This is a genomic window from Pseudoflavonifractor sp. BSD2780061688st1 E11 (assembly GCF_005844125.1).
Taxonomy (GTDB): Bacteria; Bacillota; Clostridia; order Lachnospirales; family Lachnospiraceae; genus Sellimonas; species Sellimonas catena.
This window is the reverse complement of the sequence record NZ_SPHM01000003.1, coordinates 61,778-83,332: the sequence shown is the minus strand read 5'-3', so window position 1 is coordinate 83,332 and position 21,555 is coordinate 61,778. Positions and strand designations below refer to the sequence as shown.

At 48.0% G+C, this 21,555-nt stretch carries 16 protein-coding genes; 15 read left to right on the top strand and 1 reads right to left on the bottom strand.

Features of this window, described 5'->3' with window-relative positions; translation table 11 throughout:
- Nucleotides 1–5: 5 nt before the first annotated feature.
- The 3 genes from FGQ85_RS02220 to cobA are packed head-to-tail and all read left to right on the top strand — an operon-like array spanning nucleotide 6 to nucleotide 3,098.
- Entirely contained in the window at nucleotides 6–662 is a 657-nt protein-coding gene (locus FGQ85_RS02220) for a precorrin-8X methylmutase (protein WP_171027859.1), read from the top strand.
- 15 nt (nucleotides 663–677) lie between these two features.
- Nucleotides 678–1,559, top strand: coding sequence for a hydroxymethylbilane synthase (gene hemC / locus FGQ85_RS02215; protein WP_138372534.1), 882 nt, complete (start codon nucleotides 678–680; stop codon nucleotides 1,557–1,559).
- Nucleotides 1,560–1,562: 3 nt separating this feature from the next.
- The gene (cobA, locus tag FGQ85_RS02210; protein ID WP_138372533.1) at nucleotides 1,563–3,098 is read left to right on the top strand and encodes a uroporphyrinogen-III C-methyltransferase; all 1,536 of its coding nucleotides are present in this window, start codon (nucleotides 1,563–1,565) and stop codon (nucleotides 3,096–3,098) included.
- 109 nt (nucleotides 3,099–3,207) lie between these two features.
- Here cobA and FGQ85_RS02205 read toward each other — a convergent pair whose 3' ends face one another.
- On the bottom strand, nucleotides 3,208–3,756 hold the full coding sequence (locus FGQ85_RS02205) for a Uma2 family endonuclease (RefSeq protein ID WP_138372532.1): 549 nt from the start codon (nucleotides 3,754–3,756) through the stop codon (nucleotides 3,208–3,210).
- A gap of 340 nt (nucleotides 3,757–4,096) precedes the next feature.
- On the opposite strand from FGQ85_RS02205, the gene FGQ85_RS02200 reads away from it, so the two are divergent.
- The 12 genes from FGQ85_RS02200 to FGQ85_RS02145 all read left to right on the top strand — a co-directional run bounded on the left by FGQ85_RS02200 (nucleotide 4,097) and on the right by FGQ85_RS02145 (nucleotide 21,499).
- Nucleotides 4,097–5,326, top strand: a complete 1,230-nt coding sequence (locus tag FGQ85_RS02200) for a sugar ABC transporter substrate-binding protein (RefSeq protein ID WP_138372531.1) — start codon at nucleotides 4,097–4,099, stop codon at nucleotides 5,324–5,326.
- 50 nt (nucleotides 5,327–5,376) lie between these two features.
- A complete protein-coding gene (locus FGQ85_RS02195) occupies nucleotides 5,377–6,300 on the top strand; it encodes a sugar ABC transporter permease (RefSeq protein ID WP_138372530.1) in 924 nt (307 codons plus the stop codon).
- Nucleotides 6,301–6,302: 2 nt separating this feature from the next.
- A complete protein-coding gene (locus FGQ85_RS02190) occupies nucleotides 6,303–7,124 on the top strand; it encodes a carbohydrate ABC transporter permease (protein ID WP_138372529.1) in 822 nt (273 codons plus the stop codon).
- Nucleotides 7,125–7,239: 115 nt separating this feature from the next.
- On the top strand, nucleotides 7,240–10,233 hold the full coding sequence (locus FGQ85_RS02185) for a glycoside hydrolase family 2 TIM barrel-domain containing protein (RefSeq protein ID WP_138372528.1): 2,994 nt from the start codon (nucleotides 7,240–7,242) through the stop codon (nucleotides 10,231–10,233).
- An 18-nt stretch (nucleotides 10,234–10,251) separates the two neighbouring features.
- Entirely contained in the window at nucleotides 10,252–12,564 is a 2,313-nt protein-coding gene (locus tag FGQ85_RS02180) for a glycosyl hydrolase family 65 protein (RefSeq protein ID WP_138372527.1), read from the top strand.
- Between the two features lie 14 nt (nucleotides 12,565–12,578).
- Nucleotides 12,579–13,223 (top strand): beta-phosphoglucomutase, encoded by a 645-nt coding sequence (pgmB, locus tag FGQ85_RS02175; protein WP_087252664.1) that lies wholly within the window; start codon nucleotides 12,579–12,581, stop codon nucleotides 13,221–13,223.
- Between the two features lie 22 nt (nucleotides 13,224–13,245).
- The gene (locus tag FGQ85_RS02170) at nucleotides 13,246–14,265 is read left to right on the top strand and encodes a M20/M25/M40 family metallo-hydrolase (protein ID WP_138372526.1); all 1,020 of its coding nucleotides are present in this window, start codon (nucleotides 13,246–13,248) and stop codon (nucleotides 14,263–14,265) included.
- Between the two features lie 100 nt (nucleotides 14,266–14,365).
- On the top strand, nucleotides 14,366–15,361 hold the full coding sequence (locus FGQ85_RS02165; RefSeq protein WP_087167208.1) for a LacI family DNA-binding transcriptional regulator: 996 nt from the start codon (nucleotides 14,366–14,368) through the stop codon (nucleotides 15,359–15,361).
- A 9-nt stretch (nucleotides 15,362–15,370) separates the two neighbouring features.
- Nucleotides 15,371–16,288, top strand: a complete 918-nt coding sequence (locus tag FGQ85_RS02160) for a DMT family transporter (RefSeq protein ID WP_138372525.1) — start codon at nucleotides 15,371–15,373, stop codon at nucleotides 16,286–16,288.
- Between the two features lie 131 nt (nucleotides 16,289–16,419).
- A complete protein-coding gene (locus FGQ85_RS02155; protein WP_087167210.1) occupies nucleotides 16,420–18,057 on the top strand; it encodes a Na/Pi cotransporter family protein in 1,638 nt (545 codons plus the stop codon).
- 242 nt (nucleotides 18,058–18,299) lie between these two features.
- Nucleotides 18,300–20,768 (top strand): cation-translocating P-type ATPase, encoded by a 2,469-nt coding sequence (locus FGQ85_RS02150; protein WP_138372524.1) that lies wholly within the window; start codon nucleotides 18,300–18,302, stop codon nucleotides 20,766–20,768.
- Nucleotides 20,769–20,806: 38 nt separating this feature from the next.
- Nucleotides 20,807–21,499 carry an anaerobic ribonucleoside-triphosphate reductase activating protein gene (locus tag FGQ85_RS02145; protein WP_087167211.1) on the top strand — a complete coding sequence of 231 codons (693 nt, stop codon included), beginning with the start codon at nucleotides 20,807–20,809 and terminating at the stop codon, nucleotides 21,497–21,499.
- Nucleotides 21,500–21,555: the final 56 nt, after the last annotated feature.

Sequence of the window (21,555 nt, the reverse complement as noted above, 5' to 3'; positions counted from 1 at the left end):
AGGATATGAAAATGGAACTGGAACAGATTCTGCCGGGAGAGATCGAGCGCAGAAGTTTTGAGATTATTACAGAAGAACTCGGTGGAAGAATCTTCCCTGAGGGGCAGGAGGATATCATCAAACGGGTGATCCACACGACGGCGGATTTTGAATACGCGGATACGATGACATTTTCGCCGGATGCGGTGTCTTCTGCCCTTGGGGCATTGACAGACCGGGGGAATACGGTCATCGTGACTGACACCAATATGACCCGTTCCGGAATTCACAAAGCGTCTTTGGAGAAACTGGGAATAGAAGCCGTCTGCTATATGGCAGATCCGGACGTAGCCGAAGAAGCAAAAAGAGAAGGGACAACCAGAGCGGCTGCCAGTATGAAAAAGGCGGCAGACATGGCGCAGAAGACCGGAAAGCAGATCATCTTTTCGGTAGGAAACGCGCCGACGGCGCTGATCGCCATCGAAGAACTGATCCGGGAAGGGTGTGTGCATCCGGCTCTTGTGATCGGAGTTCCGGTAGGATTTGTCAACGTGGTGCAGGCAAAAGAACGGATCATGACCGTGGACGTGCCGTATATTGTGGCAAAAGGGAGAAAAGGAGGCAGCACGGTTGCGGCGGCCATCCTCAATGCCTTATTATATAAGATTGATAAAGAGCGATAGAAGAAGGAAAAAAGCATGAGAACACACTTGAAAATAGGGAGCAGGGAGAGCGCCCTGGCGGTCAGGCAGGCCGAGATCGTAAAGGAGGCTCTGGAAAAGGCAAGCCCGGGGCTTACGATCGAGATTGTGACGATGAAAACGACCGGCGACAAGATCCTCCATAAAAGTCTGGAAAAGATCGGGGGGAAGGGCCTGTTTGTCAAAGAACTGGACCGGGCGCTTTTAAACGGTGACATCGATCTTTCGGTCCACAGTCTGAAGGATATGCCGATGGAGATTCCAAAAGAGCTTCCGGTCATTGCGTATACAAACAGGGAGGATCCAAGGGATGCCCTGATTTTAAAGCCGGGAATTCAGGACCTGAAAGAGGGAGGAATCATCGGTTCTTCCAGCAGAAGACGGTCTCTGCAGGCAGGGAAGCTGTATCCAAAGTGCAGCTTTAAAAATATCCGTGGGAATGTCCAGACAAGGCTGTTTAAACTGGAGCATGAGGAGTATGAGGCGACGATTCTGGCTCTTGCAGGACTGAAACGGCTGGGAATGGAGGGCCTTGTCTCCCGTATCTTTTCCGTGGATGAAATGATTCCCTCCGCAGGACAGGGGATTCTGGCAGTGCAGGGGAGAAAAGGAGAAAAGATACCGGGAATTGAGGCAGTGGACTGTTCCGACAGCCGGTTTGCGGCAAAGGCGGAGCGCGGATTTGTCCGGTATCTGAACGGAGGATGCACGTCTCCGGTTGCGGCCTATGCCGAGACTTCAGGAAATGAAATCCGGATCCGGGGGCTTTACTATCACGAAGAAACCGGGCAGTTCGAGGCGGGCATGATCTCCGGAGAAAAGCACAAGGGCGAAATACTGGCGGAAAGACTTGCCAGAAGTCTGAAAGGGAGATTTTAGAAGATGGAAGAGAAAAAATGCGGAAAAGTCTGGATAGCCGGGGCAGGTCCCGGGGATGCGGGGCTTCTGACGGTGAAAACGGCATCTTTGATCGAGCAGGCTGATGTGGTCGTTTATGATGCCCTCATCAGTGCGGAAATCCTGAGCCTGATTCCGGAGAAGACGGAGAAAATCAATGTGGGAAAACGATCGGACCACCATCTGGTTCCGCAAAAGGAGATCAATCAGATTCTGGTAACCCTTGCAAAAGAAGGAAAGCAGGTACTTCGCTTAAAGGGCGGAGATCCGTTTGTGTTCGGCAGGGGCGGAGAAGAGGTAGAGCTTCTGGCACAAGAAGGTGTCTCCTTTGAGATTGTGCCGGGCATCACTTCCAGTGTGTCGGTTCCTGCCTATGCGGGAATTCCGGTTACCCACCGGGACTACACGTCGTCCTTCCATGTGATTACAGGTCATGCAAGAAAAGGCGGAGAATCCAGAATTGATTACGAGGCGCTGGCGCGTCTGGATGCCACCCTCGTCTTTCTGATGGGAGTCACGGCGCTTCCGGAGATCTGCGAAAAGCTTAGAATGGCGGGCATGCCGGATGATACTCCGGCGGCTGTGATCCAGGAAGGAACGCTGGCCTGCCAGAAAAAGGTCGTTTCGGATCTTCGGAATCTTCCAAAGAGCGTGCAGGAAGAGAAGATTCAGGCGCCGGCTGTGATTGTAGTGGGCAAAGTATGTGCCCTGTCAGAAAACTTTTCGTGGGCGGAGCAAAGACCTCTTGGAGGAAGACAGATTCTTATCACCCGGCCAAGGAGCCAGGGACAGACATTTGCGAGGACACTTCGCGGACTGGGAGCTCAGGTCATTGAATTTCCATCGATCCAGGTAGAGCCGCTGCAGGGAAAGAGAGAAAAAGAGATGATCCTTGCGGCGCTGGAACAGATCCGAAACCGGAAAACAGGAACCTCCTGGATCGTGTTCACCAGCGCGGCAGGAGTAAGGATCTTTTTTGACTTTCTGGAGGAAGCGCATCTGGACATTCGGACACTCTGGGGCAGCAGATTTGCCGTGATCGGAAGCGGCACAGGAAGAGAACTCAGGAAGCGGGGAATCCGTCCGGATATGATGCCTGACGTCTACGAGGCAGGAAAACTTGGGGAGGCACTTGCCGGACAAACAAAACCGGGAGATCTTGTAACAGCGTTTCGTGCAAGGGAAGCTTCGGAAGAGCTGTTCCCGCCGGTATTGAAAACAGGAGCAGAGTGTGTGGATATTCCGGTCTATGAAACAAGGATCGGGGCAGACGATGCATGGACCGATAAGATTTCGGCTCAGTTTCAGGAAGGAAAGATCGATCTGGTGACATTTACAAGCGCTTCCACGGTCCGGGGATTTGAAAGCACAATGCAGGGAAAAGTAGACCCTGGTAAAATCCTGGCCCTTTGTATCGGGAGAAAAACCGAAGAAGAGGCAAAGCGATGGGGGATGCACACGGCTGTGGCAGAAGAGGCAACCGTGGAGAGCATGACAGAAAAAATACTGGAGATACTTTAAGGATTCCGGGAAAAGAAGGATAGATTTACAGTAAGTGAAAGAGACACTTCTGCAGAATTCGGGCTTTTTAAGCCTGGATTCTGCGGGAGTGTCTCTTTTTTGCAGCTCTTTACATCTGCAAAAGCTCTGCAAGGCAGATGTTCAAACCTTTCAAAACCTTTGATTCGATCAAATCGATAAAGGCGTATTGTACAGAGTCTCCCTGATCGCCGAAGTAATAGACCTGCACGGTTTCCTGCATTGGATTTACGATCCAGTATTCGCGTACTCCGGCAGTACGGTATTTGAACAGTTTGGTCAGATAGTCCATCTTCTGGCTGCCGGGTGATGCTACTTCTATGATCCAGTCCGGTGCACCTGCGCATCCGCGGTCTGTTAGTTTGCCGGCATCACAAATGACGCTGATATCCGGTTCCACATAAGTTTTGTCATCTTCGTTTAAAAGCACGGCAAACGGAGCGATAAATGATCTGCAGTCTCCGCCGTTTGCCTTGATGTGGCTGTGAATCGCGGCAAAGAGTTCACCTACGATCTCCTGATGTATCCGGCTGGGCGGAGCCATCATATACAGGGTGCCATCGATCAGTTCGGCGCGTTCTCCTTCCGGGAGGGAATAGATATCATTGATTGTATAATTGTGCTCTTCTGGTAATGGCATAAGATCATCCTTTCTATGTTAAAAATCGGAAAAAATATGCTGATATTACTATTATACCCGGACGGGAACGAGAAGTAAACGGAGACCGGGAAATTTCCCGGGAGTCGTATATGATATGGAGATACGGTATTTACATAGTAAAATAGAAATGTATTTACTATATAAAAATGTAAATTGTTAATATAAAAACGATATAAAATTGTTGAAAATGCACAAAAGAAAAATGCAAAAAATAGTTAATATGGAGAAAATATGCGGGGGGGGGTAAAATATTGTTTACTTTTACTAAGTAAAATGATATATTATGTTTACCTAATAAAGCGAAAGGGAGGAAAACAAAATGAAAAGAAAATTGGCGGTAGTTTGTATCATGGCGTTATCCACGACAGCAATTCTTGCTGGATGCGGCGGAAGCGGCGATGGCGGATCGGACAGCGGAAAGACTCAGATCCGTTTTGCTACATGGGACGTAGCGGAGGACGTTGACAAACAGCAGGAACTTGTGGACAAGTTCAACGAGGAGCACGATGATATCGAAGTGACACTGGAAGCGTACGGAAGTGATTTTGATACCAAGATCAGTGCCGGAATGGGATCCGGAGATACACCGGATGTTATGTACATGTGGAATTACCCGGCTTACTACGATGGACTGGAGCCGCTTGACGACTACATCGCAGAAGAGGGAGACGAGTACAAATCCAACTTCTATAACACACTCTGGGATTACAACATGATGGACGGAAGCACTTACGGTATCCCGGTAGGATTCACAACACATTGTCTCTTCTACAACAAAGACATCTTTGATGAAGCAGGTGTGGAATATCCGACAGCAGACTGGACATGGGATGACCTGCAGGCAGCTGCAAAGACAATCTCCGAGAAGACAGACGCAAAAGGATTCTCTTTCCAGATGAAACCGGACCCGTATGACTTTGAAATGTATCTGTGGAGCAATGGCACATCTTACTGTGATGAAAACGGAGAAATGGACGGATACATCAACTCCGAAGAATCACAGGAAGTATTCCAGATGTTCCAGGATATGGAAAAAGATGAATATGCAACTTCAACAGAAGGTGACGGTACAGACGAATTCCGTGCCGGCAGCACAGCAATGTATGTATATGGTTCCTGGGCAATCAATACACTTAATGAAGACGGTGTAAACTACGGCGTGACAACAATTCCGGCATTCGCAGATGCAGGACAGGATTCTGTCAGCATCCTGAGTTCTTCCGGTCTGTCCATGTCCAAAGACAGCGAACACAAAGACGCCGCATGGGAATTCATTAAATACTGGACAAACGAAGAATGCAACAAAGCACGTATCGGTACAGAGCTTCCGGTTCTGAATACGGTCGTAGAATCCGAAGGAATCATGGAACAGGAAGAATATGCTCCATTCTACACCATGCTGGAACAGAGCCAGGGACACACACCTGCAAGCTTCCTGATTGATAGCTGGTCTGAAGTGGCTGAGAATCTTCAGCTTTCTTTTGAACAGATCTTCAATCCAAGCTCTCTTCAGCCTGTAGATAAGGCACTGGAGAGCGCAGTTCAATAGGAAACCAGTGGGAGGAGGACAGCCTCCTCCCATATTTAGGAGAGATCGATATGAAGAAAAAGAAATTTTTAAAAACAGCGACTCCTTATTTCTTTATCCTGCCATGGATCATCGGATTCCTCGTATTTACGTTTGGACCGCTTTTGCTGTCATTGATCATGAGCTTCTTTGACTGGCCGCTGACAGGAGAGAAAGTATTTGTCGGCCTTGGAAATTACATTGAAATGTTTACCCAGGATGACCAGGTGCTCAAATCACTTGGAATCAGTTTACGTTACGCGGCAATCTTCGTTCCGCTCAACCTGATTCTTGCCCTGTTCCTGGCGATGCTGATTACGCAGCCTCTTCGCGGCGTGAAGGTTTACCGTGCGATCTTTTATATCCCGGCGGCAATCTCAAGCGTTGCGATCTCCATTATCTGGAGCTGGATTCTGAACAGTGACTACGGTGTTTTAAACTATCTTTTGTCACTGATCGGAATCGAGGGACCGGACTGGCTGGTTGACCCGGCCTGGGCGATTTTTGCCGTTATTCTGGCAAGTGCGTTTGGTGTCGGAACCATGATGCTGATTTTCTATACGGATATGAAAAATATCTCCACAGAGATTTATGAAGCTGCTTCCATCGACGGAGCAGGACCGGCGAGAAAATTCTTCAGCATCACACTGCCGATCATCACGCCGACATTGTTGTTTAACCTGATTACGTCCATTATCAGTTCTTTCCAGCAGGTAACGCTCGTTATGCTGCTGACAGGAGGCGGACCGCTTCAGTCCACCTACTTCTACGGACTGATGACATACAACAATGCCTTCAAACACCACAAGATGGGATATGCCAGTGCCAATGCATGGGTAATGTTCATCATTATCCTTCTGCTTACCGCTCTGGTATTCAAATCATCTTCCGCGTGGGTATTCTATGAATCTGAAGTCAAAGCAGATAACAAGAAGAAAAAAAGGGGAGGTAAATAAGTATGAAGATGTCAAAAAAATCGAAGGTTGTTCTCTACATCCTTCTGACTATCGTTGCCGTTTACTTCCTGGCACCATTTTTATACATGCTGCTCACAACCTTTAAGACAGAAGGAGAGGCGATCGCGTATCCGCCGAGCCTTTTCCCGAAAGAGTGGCATTTTGAAAACTACAGCGAAGCATGGGCTTCACAGCCGTTCGGAACTTACTTTCTGAATTCTGTAATTGTCACTGTTATGACGACACTTGGAACCGTGCTGTCCAGTTCACTGGTGGCCTACGGATTTGCGAGATTCAAATTTAAAGGGAAAAATATTCTCTTTATGATTCTTCTTGCAACCATGATGATTCCGTGGGATGTTACCATGATCCCGCAGTACATGGAATTCAATCTGTTCGGATGGATCAACACACTGCTTCCGCTGATTGTGCCGACCTGGTTCGGGTCTGCCTACAATATCTTCCTGATGAGGCAGTTCCTCATGGGAATTCCAAAGGACTATGAAGAAGCGGCACGCCTTGACGGCGCGAATTCATTCCAGATTTACTGGAAGATTTTCATGCCGATCCTGAGACCGTGTCTGATCATGGTAGGAGTTCTGAACATGCTCACCGTATGGAACGACTACCTTGGACCATTGATTTTCCTGCAGGACAGAACGAAGTACACACTTGCGCTCGGTCTTGCATCCTTCAAGGGCGTACATACAACGGCCATTATTCCAATGCTGTGCATTACGGTAGTCATGATTATCCCTCCGATTCTCGTGTTTATCTTTGCACAGAAATACATCGTAGAAGGAACAAGCGGTTCCATCAAATAGCATTTTTATAAGAAAAGGGCAGCCTGATAGAAGGCTTCGGCCGACAGCCGGATATTCTATCCGACTGCCCTGACTGGTATTTCATAACGAGTAACTGACAAAAGGAGTATGACATATGACACAGAGAAGAAAAAAGAGATGGGAGAATCAGGAACTGATATCCATGGGGAGAAGAGAGGCAAGAACCGCTTTTTATGATGATTCTCTTACAAAGATCAGCCTGAATGGGGAATGGCGTTTTCTGTATCTGGACGCACCGGAACTTTCACCGGAAGGATTCCAGATGCCGGGTGCGGCAGAAGGCTGGGACACGATCGATGTCCCTTCCGTATGGCAGCTTCGGGGATACGACCATATGCACTATACGGATGTTTTATATTTGTTCCCTGTGAATCCGCCATTTGTTCCGACGGAAAATCCGACAGGAATCTACAAAAAAAGCATCTGTCTGGATGCTGCATGGCTGAAAAATGATACAATTCTGAAATTTCACGGAGTAGACAGTGCGTTTGATGTCTGGGTGAACGGAGAGCATGTCGGATACAGCAAAGTAAGCCGGCTACCTTCCGAGTTTGATATCACTTCCTGCGTGAAAGAAGGAGAAAATGATATCACAGTCAGAGTATACAAGTGGTCAGACGGAACTTATCTGGAAGATCAGGATATGTGGTGGCTTTCCGGAATCTATCGCGACGTGGAACTGATCAACGAGCCGAAACAGGTGATTCTGGACTGCCGTGTGGACGCAGGACTGGATGATGCCATGGAGACAGGAATCTTTACCATGGATATTACCTTAAAACAGCCGTCCGGTAAGGGATCCTGGGTGCTTTCCTACCATGAGGAGGAAGTGCTCAAAGGAACTTACGAAACAGAAGACGGAAAGGCTCATATTGAAGCGCAGATTCCGAACGTGCACAAGTGGACAGCGGAGACGCCGGAACTTTATGATCTTACGGTGACCGCAGGAGAAGATGCCGTTTCAATCCGCCCGGGCTTCCGACGTGTAGAGATCAAGGATAACCAGTTCCTTGTAAATGGACAGGTGATTCTTCTCAATGGAGCGAACCACCACGACTATGATCCGGAAGAAGGACGGACAGTCAGCTATGAAAGAATGAAAGAAGATATTCTTCTGATGAAGCAGTACAACATCAATGCCGTACGCTGTTCCCACTATCCGTCTAACGAATATTTTTATGATCTGTGCGATGAGTACGGACTGTATGTGATCGATGAGGCGGATCTGGAATGCCACGGATTTGAGTGGACAGGAAACTACAAATGGATTTCCGATGATCCGGCCTGGAGAGAAGCATACGTGGACCGGAGTGTCCGCATGGTGAAAAGAGACCGGAACCATCCTTGTATCATCATGTGGTCCATGGGCAACGAATCCAGTTTCGGATGTAATTTCCGCAGTGCGGCAGAAGAAATCAGAAAACTGGACAGCACAAGACTGATCCATTATGAAGGAGATTTTGAGGCGGAAGTGACAGATGTTTACTCCACCATGTATACAAGACTCAAGGGACTCAAAGAAATTGCGGAAACCGAGATGAAAGGGAACAAACCGCATGTAATGTGCGAGTACGGCCATGCAATGGGAAATGGACCGGGAGGACTGAAAGCCTACCAGGATATGTTCCGAAAATACAAAAGGCTGCAGGGCGGCTTTATCTGGGAGTGGTATGACCACGGAATCCGTGTGGAAGAGAATGAAACTTCCTATTATAAATACGGCGGATGCTTTGGAGATTTTCCGACCAACAGCAACTTCTGCATCGATGGCGTATTGATGCCGGACCGGACACCGTCACCTGCCCTTCTGGAGTACAAGCAGGTCATTGCTCCGGTTGAGATTCACAAGGTGCCGGACAGCCGGACACAGATCCTTCTGAAAAACTACTACGACTTCTTATCACTGGATCATGTAGTACTTTGCTGGGCACTGGAGGAGAATGGAAAGGCAGTACAGGAAGGAGAAATCCGTACGTTATCTGCGCTTCCTCATGAATCCGAAAAAGTGGACATTCCGGTCAAACCGTTCGAGATCCGGAAGAATAAAGACTACTACCTTCATATCAAGGTATGCCAGAAATACGATACAAACTATGCACCGGCAGGCCATGAAATCGCGGCAAAACAGTTTGACCTTGAGATCCGTCAGGATGAATTTGTGGCAAGAGCTGCCGGAAAGGAACTTGCGGTGACTGAAGAAAACGGCATTCTTACCGTAGCAAACGACCGGATCACAGCAAAATTCCATACGGTATTCGGAACTCTGGCCGCATTGGAAAAAGACGGAAAGACATACCTGACAAAAGGACCGGTTATGAACCTGTACCGGGCAACGATCGACAATGATATGTACAAGAAAGACGACTGGATGAATAAGTACTTTATCCAGAAGGGAAGCGAACAGACAGAAGACTTCTCATGGGAAAAGAAAGAAAATGCAGTTGTTGTGACGATCGACAAGTATTTCGGATGCCTGAATCAGTCCTGGGGATTTGAGTGCTCTTATGTGTACACCGTATATTCCAGCGGACAGGTGAAGGTGCAGCTGACAGGAAAGACTGTTCAGAATGGAAAAGAAGAGCCGGCATTCCTTCCTCGGATCGGCGTGATCATGGAGGCGGACGGAAGTCTTCAGAACACAGCATGGTACGGCCTTGGACCACAGGAAAATTATCCGGACAGCCATGCGGCAGCATCCATGGGAATTTACGAAAGCACCGTAGACGGAATGCAGACCAGTTATGTGTACCCGCAGGAAAACGGACACAGAGAACAGGTGAAATGGTTTGCGCTGTCTGATGAAACAAAGACACTGCTCTGCCGGACAGAAGGCGGACTTGGAATGAACCTTTCCAACTGTACGGATGAAAGTCTGGAAAAAGCGCGCTATCCGCACGAAATCGAAAGAAGCAGCGATGTGGTGATTCATCTGGACTACCGTCACTCTGGACTTGGAAGCAACAGCTGCGGCGAAGAACAGCTGGAAGAATATAAGGTAAAAAGACAGGATTTTGCCATGACATTTACACTGGAAATTGTCGGACGGGATGAAATCCTGGAAGAAACCGGAAAACAATATCTGGACTAGAAAAGGGGAAAAGAAACAATGATCAGAGACCGATTTTCAGAGAACTTGAGAAATGACATGAGCACGGATGAGTGGCTGATCTGCCAGGACGAGTATGATCCGCAGGAAAATCTGAAAAACGAAAGCCTGTTTGCCCTCTCCAACGGGTATCTGGGCATTCGGGGAAGTTTTGAAGAAGGAACAAAGACCACACTTCCGTATCTGTATGTCAATGGAGTGTTTGATAAATCAGAGACCTTTATGAGAGAGCTGGCAGCACTGCCGAACTGGCTTGGAATCCGCCTTTATGTGGAAAAAGAGCTGATCGGCATCGAAAACTGCGAGATCATGGAATTCTCCAGAGTACTGGACATGAAGCATGCCGTTCTTTCCAAGCAGTATGTGCTCAAAGACAGAAAAGGACGCATCACAAAGATCGAAGGACGCAGATTTGTGAGCCGGAACAATGTACATAGAATGGCGATCGAGCTTTTTGTGACACCGGTGAACTACGAGGGAATCATCGAAGTGGAAAACATCATAGATGGAACGATCATCAACTTCTATGATGCACCTCGGTTTAAAGTAAAACACATGTATCTGACAGCGAATGAAAAGCTGGGTGAGCACGGCGTTTACATGGAGTCCGCAACAAGAGACCGCCATCTTCATGTAGGAACGGGATGTGTGCTGGAAGCATACCGCGGAGAAGAGAAGATCATGAGAAACCGGATGTTCAATGCGTTCGGTGAGCAGGCTGTGGAATTTGGCGACTTTACAGCAGCAGAAGGCGAGACGATCCGCCTTGTAAAATATGTTTCCATGTATACAGAAAGAGAGTGCCCGGCCTATGCGCTTCATACGACCATCAAAGAGGAAGTAGACCGTTTCTGTGAAGACGGATTTGAAACAGAACTGAAAAAACACAGCAAAGTGTACGACAACATGTGGGAAGAAGCAGATGTATGCTTTGAAGGCGATCCGGAACTGAACCGTGCAGTACGGTTTAATATTTTCCACCTGATGAGTACAGGAAATGAGACAGATGACAGAGTCAGCGTCGGAGCAAAACTGCTGACAGGAGAAGAGTACGGCGGACATGCCTTCTGGGATATCGAGCTTTTCATGCTCCCGTTCTTCTCCTACGTATTCCCGCAGATGGCGCAGAATATGGAAAACTACCGCTATCACCTTCTGGACGCGGCAAGAGACAACGCAAAGAAAAATGGCTATAAAGGCGCGCAGTATCCGTGGGAATCCGCAGACGACGGAACTGAGCAGTGCCCGGACTGGACGATCGAGCCGGACGGAACCTGCTACCGCTGCTATGTGGCTGTCTATGAGCACCATGTGACAGCGGATGTGGCTTACGGAATCTATGATTATGTACGGATCACAAAAGATATGGACTTCCTCTATGGAAGAGGAGCGGAAATCCTCACAGAGACCGCAAGATTCTGGGCAAGCCGCTGCGAATATATTGCAGAAAAAGACCGGTACGAGATCAATCAGGTAACCGGACCGGATGAATGGCATGAACCGGTAAACAACAACCTGTATACCAACTATTTCGCAAGATGGAACCTCCGCTATGTAATGGCACTGATCCAGAAGATGAAAGAAGAAAAACCGGAAGCGTACGCTGCACTCGTAGAAAAGACCGGACTCAAAGACGAAGAGCTTACATTCTGGGAAGAAGTACAGAGCAAGATCTATCTTCCGAGAAAAGAAGGCACCAACCTTCTGGAACAGTTTGAAGGATACTTCCAGTTGAAAGACGTTGTCATTGACCAGTACGATGAAAATGACTGGCCGATCCGTCCGGCAATTCTTAATACCTGCAAAAAACAGGAGACACAGATTCTGAAACAGCCGGATGTCGTACTGCTTCTGCATCTGCTTGGTGAAGAGTTTGAACCGGAACTGATGAAGGAAAACTACGATTACTATGAGAAACGTACTCTGCACGGATCTTCCTTAAGCCCGAGTATCTATTCGGTAATGGGACTGAAAGTGGGAGATGATTCCAGGGCATACCGGTATCTGAAACGTGCGGCATTCATCGATCTTCTGAACCTGCAGAAGAATACGAGAGAAGGAATTCATGCGGCAAATGCCGGCGGCGTATGGCAGACAATCGTCTTCGGATTTGCAGGAGTATCCATCGATAAGGACGGCATTTTAAGCGTGAAACCGAACATGCCGAAAGAGTGGAGTTCCCTTTCCTTCCGGCTTCATTATGACAATGCATGGCTGGAAATCCATACGGATGGAGAAAACAATGCAGCAGTGAAGAGGCTGGAAGGAAATCCGGTACAGGTGAAAATCAACGGAACTACAGAAGAAGTATAGTGGAGGAAATATTAATGAAATATCAGGCGGTAATTTTCGACCTGGATGGTGTGATCTGTTCTACAGATACATACCATTACCAGGCATGGAAAGCAATTGCGGATGAACTGAAAATCCCATTTAACGAGACGATCAACCACAGACTGCGCGGCGTCAGCCGGATGGAAAGCTTCGAGATCATTCTGGAAAAATACGACAAAGAAATGAGCCGGGAAGAAAAGGTATCCTGGACAGAAAAGAAAAACGAGATCTACAAAGAGCTCTTAAAGAACATGAGTCCGGCGGATCTTTCCGAAGAAGTAAAATCCACACTGGATGCGCTCCGCGAAAAAGGGCTGCTGCTTGCGATCGGTTCTTCCAGCAAAAATGCAGGATTCATCCTGGGACAGCTGGGACTTGGCGAATATTTTGATGCCGTTTCTGACGGAAACAACATCACAAAATCCAAGCCGGATCCGGAAGTGTTTGTAAAAGCAGCACAGTTTATCGGAAAAGAGCCGGAAGTCTGCCTTGTTGTAGAAGATGCGAAGGCGGGAGTGGAAGCAGCCAAAGCCGGCGGAATGGATTGTGCGGCGATCGGAGATGCGGTAAAATGTGGAATGGCAGAGCACAATCTGAGCACATTTGCGGATCTGCTTCAGGTGGTGCAGGAATCCTAAAAGACAGAAAGAGTGAAAGAAAATGAATGAGGAATTTTTAAACAGGCTTCTAAAAAGCATTTCTGTATCCGGGTATGAAGAACCGGTGCAGGAGGCAGTCAAAATGGAAATGAAGGAGTACACGGATGAAATCCGGGAGGATGAGATGCACAATCTTGTCTGTGTGATAAATCCGGAACATCCTGTACGGATCATGCTGTCCGCCCATGCGGATGAGATCGGTCTGATGATCTCCAATATCACGGAAGAGGGGACACTTCAGGTGATTGACAGAGGCGGAATCGTGACTCATACATATCCGGGACAGCAGGTGATTGTACATTCCCAAAAGAGCGATGTTTACGGTGTGGTAGAGGCGTACCGGGATCTTTTGAAAAAAAGCGATCTGAGCACAAAAGACTTCGTGATTGATATCGGCGCTAAAGACCGGGAAGATGCATTGAAGTATGTAGACCTGGGAGATCCGATCGTTCTGGATACCCATATCCGGAAACTGGCAAACGGAAGAATATCAGCAAGGGCTCTGGATGACAGAATCGGTGTCTACATTATTATGGAAGCATTGAAGCGTGCCAGGGAAAGAGGCTGCAAGGCCGGTGTTTATGCGGCTTCCACGACAGGGGAAGAGACGACAAAGACCGGAGCTTACTGGTGCAGCACAAGAATCCGTCCGACACTTGCTATTGTCGTAGATGTGACTTACACAAGCGACTGTATCGGCATGAATCCGGCTGAGATGGGAACTGTGGAACTTGGAAAGGGACCGGTTCTCTGCAACAGCCCGATTGTTGTAAAAGAATGGAACCAAAAGCTGGAAGACTGTGCCAAAGAAGCAGGAATTCCTGTTCAGAGAGAAGCGGCGAGCAGACTCAGTTATACAGATGCGGACAAGATTCATTTTTCAAATGAAGGGGTTCCGGTTGTTCTTGTATCCATCCCGCTTCGGTATATGCATATGCCGTGCGAAGTGGCGGATGAGAACGATGTGGAGAACTGCATTGAGCTGATTGCCCGGTTTTTAACCGCATATCAGGCGGAATAAAAAATACAAATGCGAGAGGACATGCGAAAACACGGCGGTTGCGGCCGAAAAACAGATGTGTTAGAATAGACTAGAGTTTATACAGGGGGATTGGAGTATCATGGCTACGATCAAAGAAATTGCTGAAATTGCAGGGGTTTCAGTCACAACCGTCTCGCGTGTCCTGAATTTTGATGATACCTTGAATGTGCAGGACGAAACAAAGCGGAGAGTGTTTGAAGCAGCGGACAGGCTGGAATATCAGATCAAGGATAAAAAGAGGAAAAAGAGAAAACTGAAACTGGGGCTTCTTTGTACTTATTCACCGGAAGAAGAACTGGAGGATACCTATTATCTTTCCATACGGATCGCGGTGGAGAAGAAACTTGACAAAGAAGGATTTAAGAAAGTGACGATTACATCAGAGGATGCAGTGGAGGATGTGGCAAAGCTGGACGGAATTATCTGTATTGGCACATTCAGCAAAAGCATGGTGGAGAAAATCCGGATGTTTGGCAGACCGGCTGTATTTATTGATGCGGTGGGAGATGCAGAGCTGTTTGATTCCATCGTAGTCAATCTGAAATATTCTGTCACAAAAGTCATGGACTATCTTGTGGATGCCGGACATGAGAAGATTGCGTTTATCGGCGGCAGAGATATCGATTCTGACGGAAAAGAGATTATGGATATGCGGATGCCGATCTTTGCTTCCTATTTAAAGGAGAAAAATCTGTTACGCGAAGAATATGTCAAAATCGGAGGATTTACGCCAAAACAGGGCTATCGGATGGGGAAGGAAGTATTGTCGGTAAAGGACCGTCCGACGGCGATTTTCTGTGCAAACGATTCTCTGGCGATCGGATGCTACAAAGCGGTTCAGGAAGCCGGTTTGAAAGTGCCGGATGATATCAGCGTAGTCGGATTCAACGACATTTCCATGACCAAATATCTCGTTCCGCCTCTGACCACTGTTCATGTACCGGTGGATTTCATGGCGGAAACGGCGGTAGGTCTCCTTTCCGAACGGATCAATACAAACAGAGAGATCAGCATGCATGTTTCCGTTCCTGCAAAACTGATTATCAGAGAAAGCGTAAGTAGGAGAAAGGACTAAAAACAGTATATGAAAACACATAAAGTAAGAAATTCGCTGCTGCTGCTTTTGACAGCATTTATCTGGGGGACGGCATTTGTGGCGCAGAGTGTGGGGATGGACTATGTCGGCCCGTTCACTTATACCTGTGTCCGGTCCCTGATCGCGGGGATAATGCTGATCCCTTGCATTGCGTTTTTAAATAAAGTAAATCCGAATCTGGAAGAAAAGAAGATCTGCCAGGATGAGACAAAGAAAAAGGCATATCAGAAAACACTGCTGATCGGCGGTATCTGCTGCGGAGCAGCCCTCGGGGTAGCCAGCAGCCTTCAACAGATCGGAATTTTGCATACAACAGTAGGAAAGGCAGGATTTATCACTACCTTTTACATTATCATCGTACCGATTATCGGACTCTTCTTTAAGAAACGGTGCGGACTGAATGTCTGGATCGGAGTTGTATTTGCTCTGGCAGGGCTTTATTTCCTCTGCATCACGGAAGGATTCTCCATAGGATACGGAGATACGATGGTATTTTTATGTGCGCTGGCATTTTCCATCCATATTCTTGTGATTGACCATTTTACCGGGCTGGTGGATGGTGTGAAAATGTCATGCATCCAGTTTTTTGTGGCGGCAATTGTCAGCGGAATCGGAATGGTCCTGTTTGAAAATCCGGATTTCGGCAATATCCTGGCAGCATGGCTTCCGATCCTCTACGCAGGAGCACTTTCAAGCGGAGTTGGATATACGCTCCAGATCATCGGACAGAAGGGCATGAACCCGACGATCGCGTCCCTGATCCTGAGCCTGGAATCCGTCATCTCCGTTCTGGCAGGAATGGTTGTTCTGGGAGAAAGTCTGACATCCAGAGAAATTCTCGGATGTGTTCTCATGTTTATCGCCATCATACTGGCACAGCTGCCGGAGAAGAAAAAGGCTGCTTAACATGAATTTTACAAAGATTTAACATAAAACTCAAAAACTATTGACACTCCTGATTTCTTTCCGATACAATAAAAATCAGTGCAGCTTAACAGAACGCACAAGGAGAAAGAATATCAGGAGGAACATCACAAATGAAACCGGAATATGTGTTTATGCTGCTCGGAGGGCTTGGGCTCTTTCTGTGCGGAATGCAGATGATGAGCAGCAATCTGGAGGCAGTGGCAGGTGACCGATTGAAAGGAATCCTGGAAAAGCTGACTTCCAACCGGATACTTGGAGTACTTGTCGGAGCTGTCATCACGGCGGTGATCCAGTCTTCATCAGCAACGACCGTCATGGTGGTCGGGTTTGTAAATTCAGGGCTGATGACTCTCAGACAGGCTGTATGGATTATCATGGGAGCCAATATCGGCACCACGATCACCGGACAGCTTGTCGCGCTGGACATCGGGACGATTGCTCCGCTGTTTGCTTTTGCCGGAATCGCAATCGGCATGTTTTCAAAGAAGAGAAACGTGCAGAATGTCGGAAGCATCATCGCGGGGCTCGGCGTACTGTTCATCGGACTTGGCATGATGAGTGATGCCATGGTTCCGATGAGAGATTCGGAAATGTTTGTCAATGCGCTGACAAGTTTTTCCAACCCGCTGATCGGAATCCTCGCGGGTGCTGTTTTCACGGCGGTGATCCAGTCCTCGTCCGCATCGGTCGGAATTCTTCAGGCACTTGCTTTAAGCGGCCTGATCGACATTCACAGTGCGGTTTTCGTTCTGTTCGGACAGAATATCGGGACCTGTATCACATCCCTTATTGCTTCGGTCGGAATGAACCGGAACGCAAAGAGGACAACCGTGATCCATTTTATGTTCAATGTCATCGGAACCATCATCTTTGTCACACTTTGTCTGGTAACACCGCTTACGGATGTGGTGGCGGGATGGACACCGGGGCATCCGGCTTCCCAGATCGCAAACATGCATACGTTGTTTAATGTCGTAACAACTATCATTCTGATGCCGTTTGGAAATGGACTTGCATCTCTGGCGGAGAAAATTCTTCCGGACCAGAAGGAAGAGGCCCGCATTCAGCCGGATGACGAGCAGTGGCTGAACGAAATCATGAGTTCCCAGCACGTACTGGGATCCTCCGCAATCGCGGTCAACAGCCTGATGGAAAATGTCGGCAGTATGTATACTCTTGCCAGAGAAAACGTGGTGAAAGGATTTGACATGATCCTTACCGGTGATGACAGCCGGTTTGCCGAGGTGGAAGAGACAGAAAACACGATCGACCTCTATAACATAAATATCTCCAGACGTCTCTCCAGAGTTCTCGCAATCGAACACAGTCCGGCGGAGACAAAGAAGCTCAACAGCATTTTCCAGATTGTCGGAAATGTAGAACGGGTGGGGGACCATGCCATGAATTTTGCAGAGCACGCTGCTTCCATCAAGAAAAAAGGGCTGAAGCTTTCAGAAGAGACGATTGGAGAATTAAAAGAAATGAGGGAGCAGTGCCGGAAAGCATTTGAACGTATGGAACTTTCCGGGCAGACCGACCCGACACAGCTTTTGGTGGATGCGGTCAGTTTCGAACGCGCGGTGGATGATATCACGGAGCGGTGCCGGAATCGGCAGGTGGAACGGATTCACAGCCATGCATGCGAGATCGAAAGCGCAGTACTGTATTCGGAGATTCTGATCGATTATGAAAGAATCGGGGATCATATGAGAAATATTGCGGAAGCATACGCCCAGCAGAATGCGTAGAAGCGGATAGAAGAAAGCAAAAGAACAGAAGAAAAGAAAGGACAGACATACTGTCCGGAACAGGGAAGCGCCTGCACAAAATTGTTTTGTGCAGGCGCTTTTCTATGATAATGCAAAAATATTGTGAAAAAAATTAATCAATTCTTCATATTGTTTTTATGGCATTTACAGTTTCAGGGCGTATAATGGAGACATGAAAAACTGACAGAATGACAAAAGATGAGACGAAAGGAAGAGACAGCATGCTAGAACGACTTGCCGGAATACTGAGAAGAAGGCGGGAGGAAGAAGAGGAATACGAACCGGAGAGACTTCCGATCCGCAGATGTATGCCGGATTATCATATGGGACTCTATGAGGAGGAGATTATCGAACGTGAGGAAGCGGGATGGACGAACGATCCGGTGGATCCGCCCTCTAAGACAACGCGGGATATTATTCATGATAATGTATTTACTTATTTCAACCTGATTTTTGCGATTCTCGGGCTGCTTCTGATTATGGTGGGAGCCTTCCGGGATCTGACATTTCTTCCGGTAATTATTTTGAATACCATGATTGGTATCATTCAGGAGATCCGGGCGAAGAATGTGCTGGATAAGATGACGATGCTTCATGCGCCGAAAGCCACGGTAGTACGCAACGGGCGGAAACGGGTGATTGCGGTGGAGGATCTTGTTATTGATGATATCGTGATTTTCAAGGCGGGTAATCAGATCTGTGCGGATGCGATTGTAGAGCACGGGGAAGTGCAGGTCAATGAGTCGCTTCTGACAGGTGAGGCGGATGAGATCACGAAAAAGAAAGGCGATATTCTGATGTCGGGAAGCTTCATCGTTTCAGGAGAATGCCATGCCCGGCTTGAAAAGGTGGGGGCGGATTCCTATATTTCCAGACTGACGCTGGAAGCAAAGGCCATGAAGGACGGTGAACAGTCGGAGATGATCCGCTCTCTGGACAAACTGGTCAAGTGCGTTGGTATTGCCATCATTCCGATCGGGCTGATACTGTTCATTCAGAGCTTCTTTTTAAATGAGGAAAGTTTCCGTTCAAGTGTCACTGCCATGGTAGCGGCTGTCATCGGAATGGTCCCGGAAGGTCTTTATCTGCTTGCAAGTGTGGCTCTTGCGGTAAGCGCAGTGCGTCTTGCCAAGCGGAAAGTACTTCTGCATGACATGAAGAGTATCGAGACTCTGGCCAGAGTCAATGTGCTCTGTGTGGACAAGACAGGTACCATTACGGAGAATACAATGAAAGTTCAGGGGTTTCGGGCCACGAGACATTATGACAAGGAGACAATGCCTCCGCTCAAAGGGATCATCGGTGATTTTGCACAGTCCATGAGCAAGGACAATATTACGATGGAAGCAGTGCAGACCTATTTTCAGAAACGTACCGGAAGACGGGCACAGAAGATCACATCCTTTTCTTCGGAATTTAAATACAGCAGTGCAACGTTTGAGGACGGATCCTATGTGCTTGGGGCTCCGGAGTTTGTCCTCCGGGAGGATTATCCGGAGTATGAGGAAGAGATCCGGGAAGAGGCCGCAAAGGGATACCGTGTGCTTGTATTCGGGAGCTGTGACGAAACTCCGGACGGCAGAGAGCTGAAGGGAAAGGTGACGCCGCTTGCCTATATCATGCTTGCGAACCCGATCCGGAAAGAGGCGCCAAAGACATTTGCCTACTTTGAAGAACAGGGAGTGGAGGTCAAGGTGATTTCAGGAGATAATCCGCTGACGGTATCCGAGGTGGCGAAAAAGGCGGGCATTACGGGAGCGGAGAACTACGTGGATGCTGCGACCCTGACTACAGAAGAGGAGATCAGGCAGGCGGTTCTGAAATATACAGTTTTCGGGCGTGTGACACCTGCTCAGAAGAGACAGTTCGTGAAGGCTCTTAAAGGGGCGGGACGTACGGTAGCGATGACCGGAGACGGTGTCAATGATGTACTGGCGCTGAAAGATGCAGACTGCAGCATTGCCATGGCATCCGGAAGCGATGCGGCGGCGCAGGCTTCCCAGCTTGTGCTTCTGGAATCGGATTTTTCCTGTATGCCAAGCGTCGTGCTGGAAGGACGGCGGGTCGTCAACAATATTCAGAGATCCGCAAGTCTTTTCCTTGTGAAGAATATTTTCTCTTTCCTGCTTTCCATCTTCTCGGCGGTTTTTATGATTACCTATCCGCTGGAGCCGTCGCAGGTATCTCTGATCAGTATGTTTACAATCGGTGTTCCGGCCTTCTTCCTGGCGCTGGAGCCGAATAAGAATATTATCAAGGGACACTTCCTGACAAACGTATTTCTGAAGGCTCTTCCGGCGGCATTGACAGATGTGCTGGCGGTCGGGGCGCTTGTAGTTTTTGGAGCTACGTTCAGTGTAAGTCCTACGGACATTTCGACGGCTGCGACGATGCTGCTTGCGATCGTTGGATTTATGATCCTTTACCGGATCAGCCAGCCGATGAACAGGATCCGTGTGGCTGTGCTGGCCGGATGTATCTGCGCCCTGCTGTTCTGCAGTACGGTGCTGAATCAGCTGTTTGCCATTACCGATATGTCTGCGGAATGTGTTATGCTTTTTGTAGTATTTTCCATTGCGACAGAACCGGTGCTGCGGTATCTGACTGTTTTTGTCGGCAGTGCAAAGTCATTTTATGATAAAGTGAAAGGGAAAATTTTTATCGGGAAAAAAGCGGGGGAAGAAGCATAGAGAAATCAAAAAGAAGCTGAGAAAGGGAGGGGATACCTGTGAGAATTCAAGGTTTACAGAAGCTGACGCTTCTTGACTATCCCGGCAGAACCGCGTGTACGATCTTTCTGGGCGGATGCAATTTCCGGTGCCCGTTCTGCCACAATGCGGCTCTCGTGACCGGAGTAGACGAGCAGGAAGATATTCCTGAGGAGACGATTTTCAGTTTCCTGAAAAAGAGAAGGGGCATTCTGGACGGAGTATGTATCAGCGGAGGAGAGCCCCTGATACAGCCGGGGCTGGATGAGTTTCTGAAAAAAGTACGGGATATGGGATATCTGATTAAGCTTGATACAAATGGAAGCTTTCCGGAACGGCTGGAACGGTTTGCGGAAGAAGGGCTGATTGACCAGGTGGCGATGGATCTGAAGAATTCCAAAGAAAAGTATGCCATGACTGTCGGAGTTCCTTCGCTGGATCTCCGCCCGATTGAAGAAAGTGTGGAGTTTCTGATGGAAGGGCACGTACCTTATGCGTTCCGGACAACGGTCGTAAGAGAGTTTCATCAGAAATCGGATTTTGAACAGATGGGGCTTTGGATCCGCGGGGCAGACAAGTACTATTTGCAGCAGTTTGAAAATTCGGGCGGACTGATTCAGGACGGACTGCACGCGTATGATCCTCCTGTGCTGGAACAGGCTCTTGAAATTATGAAAAGATATGTAAATGACGCGGAAATCCGCGGGATATAGCAAAACACATGAAGAACAACATCTAGTGTTTGTTTAGCATTAAACTACTAAAAACA

Coding starts and splice junctions, on each gene's coding strand:
- pgmB (WP_087252664.1), top strand. CDS start 12,579: ATGAAATATCAGGCGGTAATTTTCGACCTGGATGGTGTGATCTGTTCT.
- FGQ85_RS02185 (WP_138372528.1), top strand. CDS start 7,240: ATGACACAGAGAAGAAAAAAGAGATGGGAGAATCAGGAACTGATATCC.
- cobA (WP_138372533.1), top strand. CDS start 1,563: ATGGAAGAGAAAAAATGCGGAAAAGTCTGGATAGCCGGGGCAGGTCCC.
- FGQ85_RS02190 (WP_138372529.1), top strand. CDS start 6,303: ATGAAGATGTCAAAAAAATCGAAGGTTGTTCTCTACATCCTTCTGACT.
- FGQ85_RS02170 (WP_138372526.1), top strand. CDS start 13,246: ATGAATGAGGAATTTTTAAACAGGCTTCTAAAAAGCATTTCTGTATCC.
- FGQ85_RS02150 (WP_138372524.1), top strand. CDS start 18,300: ATGCTAGAACGACTTGCCGGAATACTGAGAAGAAGGCGGGAGGAAGAA.
- FGQ85_RS02205 (WP_138372532.1), bottom strand. CDS start 3,756: ATGCCATTACCAGAAGAGCACAATTATACAATCAATGATATCTATTCC.
- FGQ85_RS02220 (WP_171027859.1), top strand. CDS start 6: ATGAAAATGGAACTGGAACAGATTCTGCCGGGAGAGATCGAGCGCAGA.
- FGQ85_RS02200 (WP_138372531.1), top strand. CDS start 4,097: ATGAAAAGAAAATTGGCGGTAGTTTGTATCATGGCGTTATCCACGACA.
- FGQ85_RS02195 (WP_138372530.1), top strand. CDS start 5,377: ATGAAGAAAAAGAAATTTTTAAAAACAGCGACTCCTTATTTCTTTATC.
- FGQ85_RS02160 (WP_138372525.1), top strand. CDS start 15,371: ATGAAAACACATAAAGTAAGAAATTCGCTGCTGCTGCTTTTGACAGCA.
- FGQ85_RS02180 (WP_138372527.1), top strand. CDS start 10,252: ATGATCAGAGACCGATTTTCAGAGAACTTGAGAAATGACATGAGCACG.
- FGQ85_RS02155 (WP_087167210.1), top strand. CDS start 16,420: ATGAAACCGGAATATGTGTTTATGCTGCTCGGAGGGCTTGGGCTCTTT.
- hemC (WP_138372534.1), top strand. CDS start 678: ATGAGAACACACTTGAAAATAGGGAGCAGGGAGAGCGCCCTGGCGGTC.
- FGQ85_RS02165 (WP_087167208.1), top strand. CDS start 14,366: ATGGCTACGATCAAAGAAATTGCTGAAATTGCAGGGGTTTCAGTCACA.